General features: G+C 66.7%; 7 protein-coding genes. 1 reads left to right on the top strand and 6 read right to left on the bottom strand.

Annotated features, from left to right (window positions below; translation table 11 throughout):
* Window positions 1-728 precede the first annotated feature (728 nt).
* The 6 genes from ABZ281_RS30340 to ABZ281_RS30315 form a co-directional block, all read right to left on the bottom strand.
* On the bottom strand, window positions 729-1,496 hold the full coding sequence (locus ABZ281_RS30340; RefSeq protein WP_356660629.1) for an amino acid ABC transporter ATP-binding protein: 768 nt from the start codon (window positions 1,494-1,496) through the stop codon (window positions 729-731).
* Entirely contained in the window at window positions 1,493-2,452 is a 960-nt protein-coding gene (locus ABZ281_RS30335) for an amino acid ABC transporter permease (protein WP_356660627.1), read from the bottom strand. The genes ABZ281_RS30340 and ABZ281_RS30335 overlap by 4 nt, the downstream gene beginning before the upstream one ends.
* Window position 2,453: 1 nt before the next feature.
* Complete coding sequence (locus ABZ281_RS30330) at window positions 2,454-3,410, bottom strand: ABC transporter substrate-binding protein (RefSeq protein ID WP_356660625.1); 957 nt, start codon at window positions 3,408-3,410, stop codon at window positions 2,454-2,456.
* Window positions 3,411-3,607: 197 nt separating this feature from the next.
* Entirely contained in the window at window positions 3,608-4,342 is a 735-nt protein-coding gene (locus tag ABZ281_RS30325; protein ID WP_356660623.1) for an SDR family NAD(P)-dependent oxidoreductase, read from the bottom strand.
* A 76-nt stretch (window positions 4,343-4,418) separates the two neighbouring features.
* Window positions 4,419-5,525: an alanine racemase gene (locus tag ABZ281_RS30320; protein WP_356660621.1), complete on the bottom strand. Its 1,107-nt coding sequence runs from the start codon at window positions 5,523-5,525 to the stop codon at window positions 4,419-4,421.
* A gap of 124 nt (window positions 5,526-5,649) precedes the next feature.
* Complete coding sequence (locus tag ABZ281_RS30315) at window positions 5,650-6,135, bottom strand: RidA family protein (RefSeq protein WP_356660619.1); 486 nt, start codon at window positions 6,133-6,135, stop codon at window positions 5,650-5,652.
* A 339-nt stretch (window positions 6,136-6,474) separates the two neighbouring features.
* On the opposite strand from ABZ281_RS30315, the gene ABZ281_RS30310 reads away from it, so the two are divergent.
* Window positions 6,475-6,609, top strand: a complete 135-nt coding sequence (locus ABZ281_RS30310) for a hypothetical protein (RefSeq protein ID WP_356660617.1) — start codon at window positions 6,475-6,477, stop codon at window positions 6,607-6,609.
* Window positions 6,610-7,148 lie beyond the last annotated feature (539 nt).

Below are 7,148 nucleotides of genomic sequence, written 5' to 3'. Positions count from 1 at the left end.
CTGGGCGATCAACTGGCCGGTGGCCGGATCGTGGACGTCGAAGGTGCGGGTCACGCCCGGTACGGCGAGGTGGAGGTTGGCCAGGACCTTGTCGGAGTCGGCGAGGACAGTGGGGTCGGCGTCGGGGAGGGTGCGCATGGTGGTCACTTGGCTTCCTGGGCGGAGAGGGCGGTGTCGATGGCGGCCATGAGCTGTCGGAACTCGTCATTGGTGGAGATGACAGGCGGGCAGATCTGGACGGTGTTGCCGCGCAGGTCAGAGACGGGCGGGTGGGCAGCACGTTGCGGTGGAGCACGGACTGAATCTGGTTCTTCGCGCGAATGCACTGACGCATGGATGAGCGCACCGCATGGTGACCCTGCGCAGCATCTGGGTGCGCTCGTCCGCCGGCCACCTGCCCAGCAGGAAGTCTGTGGCCAGTAGCTGAGCCAGAATTTGCGCGTCGACCTTGTCGGTACGGTGGACACGGACGCTGACCGCAACGGAGCGATCCAGGCCCTTGGCCGAAGCCCTCACCGGACTCGGCTATCAGGCCGGTCCGGACCCGGGGGCGGGCATGCGATCCGCATCGGCCCGGTCGTCGCCCGCGGACTGGACATGGGCCACTCGTCACAGCGTCGGCGTCACCCCGGCCAGGGCCCACAACCTCGCCGAAGTCGACGGCTTTGACCGGAGAAACGCCGGCCGGCCACGCTGCCGAAACCGCTACCGCCTGTCGGTGCCGCTGTCTACAGCACCCTCTCGAGGAACGCCTGGGTTCGTTTCTCGCGCGGGTTGGCCAGCACTTCACGGGCGTCGCCGCGTTCCACCGCAATGCCGCCGTCCATGAACAGCACCTCGTCGGCGACCTCACGGGCGAACCCCATCTCGTGCGTGACGAGCAGCATGGTCATCCCGTTGCCGGCGAGGTCGCGCATGACAGCGAGTACTTCGCCCACACGCTCCGGATCCAGCGCGCTGGTGGGTTCGTCGAACAGCATGATGGTGGGTTCCATCGCGAGCGCGCGGGCGATGGCCACGCGTTGCTGCTGGCCGCCGGACAGTTGGGCGGGGTACTTGTGGCCGCACCCCTCCAGGCCGACCCGGGCCAGCAGTTCTCGCGCCTGCTCCCGGCTGGCCGCGCGGCCCTTCTTCTTCACCAGCACCGGTCCGGACATGACATTGCTCTCGGCGGTCATGTTCGGGAACAGGTTGAACTGCTGGAACACCATGCCGATGCGGGCGCGCTGCTCGGCCAGCCGTTGCGGGCGGAGGGCGTGGTAGGCGTGTTCCTTCTCGACGTAGCCGAAGTCCTCTCCGTTGACCTTCAGGACACCGCGGTCGATGGTCTCCAGCCCGTTGATACACCGCAGCAGTGTCGATTTGCCGGATCCGCTCGGCCCGATGATGCAGGAGATCTCGCCCGCCGCGACGGTCAGGTCGATGTCGCGCAGGACTTGGTGACGTCCGAAGCTCTTGCACAGCTTGCGTGCGACGATCGTTCCGTCGGCGTTCACAGCAGGGACTCCCTCGTGGTGGGAACGGGCTGGCCGGCCCCGGGCTCGGCCGAGGTGGCGGCCGGGGTCAGTCGCGCCCGGGTCGAGCGGGAGAAGCGGCGCTCGATCATGGACTGCGGCACGCTCAGCACCAGCGTCATGATCAGGTACCAGAGGCTGGCCACGATCAGCAGCGGAATGGTCTGGTAGTTGCGGGCGTAGATCGCCTGCGCGCTCTGCAACAGGTCGGCGACGCCGAGCACGCTCACCAGTGAGGTCTCCTTGAGCATGCCGATCACCTGGTTGCCGGTGGCCGGAATGACCGCCGGCATGGTCTGCGGGATGATCACGTGCCGGAGCTTGGTGAACCCCGACATACCCAAGGACTCCGCGGCCTCGTGCTGTCCGCGAGGAACCGATGCGAACCCGCCGCGGATGATCTCGGACATGTACGCGGCCTGGTTCAGCGTCAGCCCCACGATGGCCGCGGTCAGCGGGGTCATGATCGCGTTCACGTTCACCGGCGTGGAGATGTCAGTGAACGGGATGCCGATCGAGATGTGCGGGTACAGCGCCGCTATGTTGAACCAGAAGATCAACTGCACGAGCACCGGGGTGCCGCGGAAGAAGGTGATGTACAGCTGGGCGAGCCCGGAGACGGGCCGCTGATGCGACATGCGCATCACCGCCAGCACCAGCCCCAGCAGCGTGCCCAGAGCCATGCTGGCCACGGTGAGCAGCAGCGTGATCAGCAGGCCGTTGAGGATGCTCTCAGTGGTGAAGTAGCTGAACACCACCGGCCAGCGATAGTTCTCGTTCGTCACCGCGGTCCACACCAGAGCGGCGACGATCGCGATCGCCACCGTCCAGGCGACGTAGTCACGCGGACGTTTCGGCGTGATCCGCTTCTTCTCTTCGGCCAGCAACTGTGACACCGGTCGGCTCCTGGTCTTCGTACCGATCAGATCCGTGGTCATGTCAGTCCTGCGGGACGGCCATGGCCGCGGTCTTGATCCCGAGGTCCTGGAAACCCCAGCGGCCCAGCGCGTCGGCGTACTTGGGGCTGTCGATGATCGACTGGATGGCGGCCTGGACCGCGGGGGTCAGCGGCGAGTCCTTCTTCAGCGCCACCGTCACGGTCTTGGTGGCCACCAGTGGCTTCAGGACATCGAACGTCTTGGGCTGCTGCGTGGCCGCCCACCGAAGCCCGGTGAAGTCGTACATCACCGCATCGATCCGCTTGGAGACCAGCTGGGTCAGAGCGTCGTTCACGCTGGGCAGGCTCACCGCCTCGATGGCCGCCTTGCCCTTGCTCGTACAGTCCTGCCTGGACAGCTGCGGCAGCCACTGCAGCTCCGCGGTGCTACCGGACTGCACACCGACACGGTGCCCGCACAGCGTGTGGGTCCTCAGACTCTGCGGATTCCCGTAGGGCACGGACACACCGGTCCCGGCCTTGAAGTAGTCGACCATGTCCAGCACCTTCAGCCGGTCCTTGGTCGCACCCATGGTGGACGCCGTGAAGTCGTACCGGCCGGCCTCCAGTCCGGTGATGATGGTGTCGAACTTGATGTTGTTGAACTGCAGCTTCAGGCCGAGCTTCGCGGCGATCAACCGGGCCATGTCCGGGTTGAACCCGATCGGAGTCTTGTTGTCCGACGCCATGAACGTGGTCGGCGGGCTGGTCAGGTCCATGGCCACCGAGATCGTGCCCCTGGCCTTCACCGTCGCGGGCAGCAGCTTCACCGCCTTCGCATCCGGCTTCACACCGACCGAGATGTCGTCGGTGTGCTCGGCCGACGAGCTCGATCCTCCACCCTTCGCCGTGTTCTTCGCCCCCACGTTCTGCGCGGCGCCGCTCGACCCGCACGCAGCGAGCGAGAGGGCCAGGGCCGTCGTGACGATCGAGACGCTCAAGTGTCTTGTGACTCGCATGGGTTTGCTCCTTACTCAAGGGGAAAGCGCGCTGGGAGCCGCTCAGATCCCGGATGGGTGGCTGTTTGGAACTGGCTGGGGCGATCCGGAGCCGTCAGACGGGGCGTTGGCCCTCGTGAGGTGCCGAATGGCATGCGCTCATCGCGTCGACCGGTCCTGCGGTTCGCGACCTTCACGTACGGCAAAGGCAGGGATGTTCAAAAGGCGGTGTATCCGCCGTCGACGGGCAGGACTGCTCCGGTGATGTACGACGACTCTGATGATGCGAAGAAGAGGACCGCGTCGGCGATTTCTTCGGGGGTGGCGAGGCGTTGCAGCGGGATCTGGGTCTCGCGCTCGCGGCGGTAGGCCTCAGGGTCGGGGCTGCGCTGGATCGCTGCTTCGATGATCGGGGTGGCGGTCAGACCTGGAGCGACGACGTTGACACGGAGGTTGCGCGGGGCCCATTCGATCGCCGCGCCCTTGGCGAGCATGATGAGGCCGCCTTTGGCGGCGGAGTACAGGACTTCCCCGGGCTTGCCGACCATGCCGAGCCGTGAACTGATGCAGACGAACGAGCCTCCTGCCTGGGGCATCAGCGGCGCGAAGTGCTTCATCACCAGGAACGCGCTGAGCAGGTTGCTGTCGAGCACGTTCTTCGCGTCTTCGCAGGGCATCTCGGTGAGCGGGCTGCTGGTCTGCAGGCCGTGGTTGAGGACGACGACATCGACGGTGCCGAGGGACTGGGCGGCCTGGTTGGCCAGGTCCTCGACGAACGCCTCGTCATTGAGGTCCCCGGGGATGTACAGGTCGTCGGGCTGGGCGGTGTCGAGTTGCTCCTTGCGGCCGGTGAGCAGCAGTCGCGCGCCCTCGCGGCGGAAGTGGGAACTCACCGCCTGCCCGATGCCACTGCCGGCACCGGTCACCAGGGCCGCGACGTTGTTGAGTCTCATGTCAGACATTCCTTCACGGGGGGGGGGAGAGGTCGGTCGGGTGGCGCTCGGCCAGGGGGTCTCGTCCCGGGGCCCGTCAGCTGAGGAATCCGCGGGCGTCGACCGGCCACCGCTGCAGCGACGTGCCCGTGCTGCCGGTGACGATCAGTTCCTCGAAACCGAGGATGACCGGACACACGTGGTTCGGTACCACCGGGACGACAGTGCCGACGCTGGGGCGGAACTCGCCGTCCGGCAACGCGAGGAATCCGTGGTACTCGTTGAGCTTGGCCAGGACTGCCTTCGTACCGGCGATCCGGCCGTAGCCGAGCTCGGGGCTGCCTTCACGGCTGAGGGCCTTGGTGCCCGCGTCGAGGATGACCTGCTCGGGCACCCAGTCGCTGACCACGGTGGCAGCGACGAACAACGCGATCTGATCGTCCGTGCAGGCGCCGAGCCGGGCGTTGTTCAGGTCCCCGAAAACGTACTCGCCGGGACGGATTTCGGTGATCACGCCGCTGGTGGAGAACTCGACGGTGGGTGTGGAGCCGGCGCTGACCACTTCGGCGGTGATCCCGACACCGTCGAGGCTGCGTACCGCGGTGGTGAGAGCGGCTTCCTGGTCCTGCGCGGCGCGCTTGCGAGCGTCGCGGCCGGCGCTGCCGTGACCCGGATAGGTGAAGACGCCCACCGGTACCAGGCCGCGCTTGCGGGCGGCGAGCGCGAGGTCACCCGTGGCCTGCGGCGGCGCTCCGGAACGACGGGCACCACAGTCGACCTCGACCACGACCTGCAGCCGGTCCGGTTCGTCGCCCATCGCGTCGGCGAGGGCCTCGATCGCCGCGACGTTGTCCACGCCGACCCGCAGCCGGACGGACTCGGCGAGCCGGCGGATCCGGGCCGCCTTCGTTCCCGAGGGCCAGACCGGGTAGGCGAGGAAGATGTCGTCGAATCCGGCCCCGGCGAAGACCTCGGCCTCACCGACGTTGCCCGCGGTGATTCCGACCGCCCCGGCCTCGATCTGCCGTCGGCCGATCTCCACGCACTTGTGCGTCTTGACGTGAGGCCTGACATCGAGGTTGTGCCGGGCGGCGAAGCCCTGCATGCGGTCGATGTTGTCCTGCATGACATCGACCAGCACGATCGGCGCGGGGGTGTCGACCCGCTCGACCAGAATGTCGAGTGCTCGCTGGAGCCGGTTCACGCTGCACTCCTCTTGCTTGTGTCTGGGAATGAACGAGGGAGCGGATGCCGACTCCCTCGAATGCCGAATGTGCGTGGCGCGCACCATCACCCGCGCTCGCGCTGCACCGCCGTCGTGCCCGCCCCTACACCGCGGTACAGACCATCTGGATCTCGACCGGACTGTTGAGCGGTAGCCCGGCGACACCGATCGCGGTGCGAGCATGACGTCCGTTCTCGCCCAGCACCTCGATGAGCAGTTCACTGGCCGCGTTGGCGACCCGCGACTGAAGACCGAAGTCCGGCGTACTGGCCACGAAAACCAGCATCTGCACGATCCGGACCCGGTCCAGATCTCCCACCGCCTGTACAGCGGCGGCGAGCGCGTTGAGTACGGCGTGGCGTGCGAACTCCTGCGCCGTCTCCAGCTCGACGTCCCGGCCGACAATGCCATGACCCAGCAGCTCACCGTCGCGGTAAGGCAGTTGGCCCGAGATGGAGATGCTGGAGCCCACCGTCCGGTGGTCCACGTAGTACGGGTTGTCACGGAGCTCGGGAAGGGTCAGACCCAGGGCCTGGAGCCGGTCGGAAGCCGAGTCGGTGTGCGCTGCCGACGTCACGGACTGGCTCATCGCATCACCGCCGCGGACGGCGCAGGGAACAAACCCTCGCAGTTGGCCACGAGAACCTGCTTCGTATGAATCGTGATCATCTGCACTCGGTTCTCCTCTCGAGTAACAGTGGCGACAAAGCGCCGTATGGTGGCTTAAAACCACCACTCTATTGTCGTTTGTCGACCATATGGGCGACCGTTGAGAACTGTCAATACAAACTTCAGCCCTGGGCTGCGACCTCGGAACGCCACGTGCGGCTCGCCCCACCGCCGCTGGAAGCGGCGGTCGACGCCGCGACCCGGCTCACCGGTCTCATCCGGTTCGGCGTGGATGAGCACGTGCAACACACCCGTCCGCATGACGGTCGCTGACGGCGATGGGAAGCTCGAGCGGTTGACATGGATGGTCGAGCCGATCCGGTTCCGCCTGGAAGGCGGAACCGGCAGGAAGACGACCGCGACACAGAGACAACTCACCGACGAACAGCGGTAGTTGCCGGAGCCGTTCTTGCCGATAGGCGGGTACGGCCCTTACCCTGAGCGGCTGCGGAATCAGTTCGAGGGTGCGATGTGGCGGTTCAGGGCAGGCGCGCAGTGGCGTGAGTTGTCAGGCGAGTTCGAGACCGACCGCCTGCGGGCGCCGGCAGGCCGGGGGAACGCCGGTCTCTTCACCGATCTGCCGGAAGGCCTGATCGCCCAAGTCACCCGCCAGGGTACGACGGACTTGTCCCTGGTCAGCATGGACTCCCCGACGTCCCCGCTCACGACGAGGCGCCGGGATGATCGTCGGTGAGGATGTCATTGAGGCTCTTGAGGAAGTTGCCGCCGAGCAGTAACAAGCCCGTCAAGAAAGGGTGACGAGGGGGGCGGGACAGACAGGACAGAGGAAACGGGCCTGAGCGTGCCGAACGACGAAGCGTCCGCCGCCGACGCAGTCCGCTGACGGCCCTGCCTGAAGGCCCGCGGCGGACCGATTACGACATCACAGGCGCTGGGATCTGTGCCCAGGTTGCAGCATGCGGGCGGCTCGGA

Source organism: Streptomyces sp. NPDC006265 (assembly GCF_040613555.1).
Classification (GTDB): Bacteria; Actinomycetota; Actinomycetes; order Streptomycetales; family Streptomycetaceae; genus Streptomyces.
Note: the sequence above shows the minus strand (reverse complement) of the source record. Positions and strands in the feature narration are given on the sequence as shown.

What these genes read in the sequence shown, in the direction of transcription:
- ABZ281_RS30335 (WP_356660627.1), bottom strand. Translation starts at nt 2,452, where the DNA reads ATGACCACGGATCTGATCGGTACGAAGACCAGGAGCCGACCGGTGTCA.
- ABZ281_RS30330 (WP_356660625.1), bottom strand. Translation starts at nt 3,410, where the DNA reads ATGCGAGTCACAAGACACTTGAGCGTCTCGATCGTCACGACGGCCCTG.
- ABZ281_RS30325 (WP_356660623.1), bottom strand. Translation starts at nt 4,342, where the DNA reads ATGAGACTCAACAACGTCGCGGCCCTGGTGACCGGTGCCGGCAGTGGC.
- ABZ281_RS30315 (WP_356660619.1), bottom strand. Translation starts at nt 6,135, where the DNA reads ATGAGCCAGTCCGTGACGTCGGCAGCGCACACCGACTCGGCTTCCGAC.
- ABZ281_RS30310 (WP_356660617.1), top strand. Translation starts at nt 6,475, where the DNA reads ATGACGGTCGCTGACGGCGATGGGAAGCTCGAGCGGTTGACATGGATG.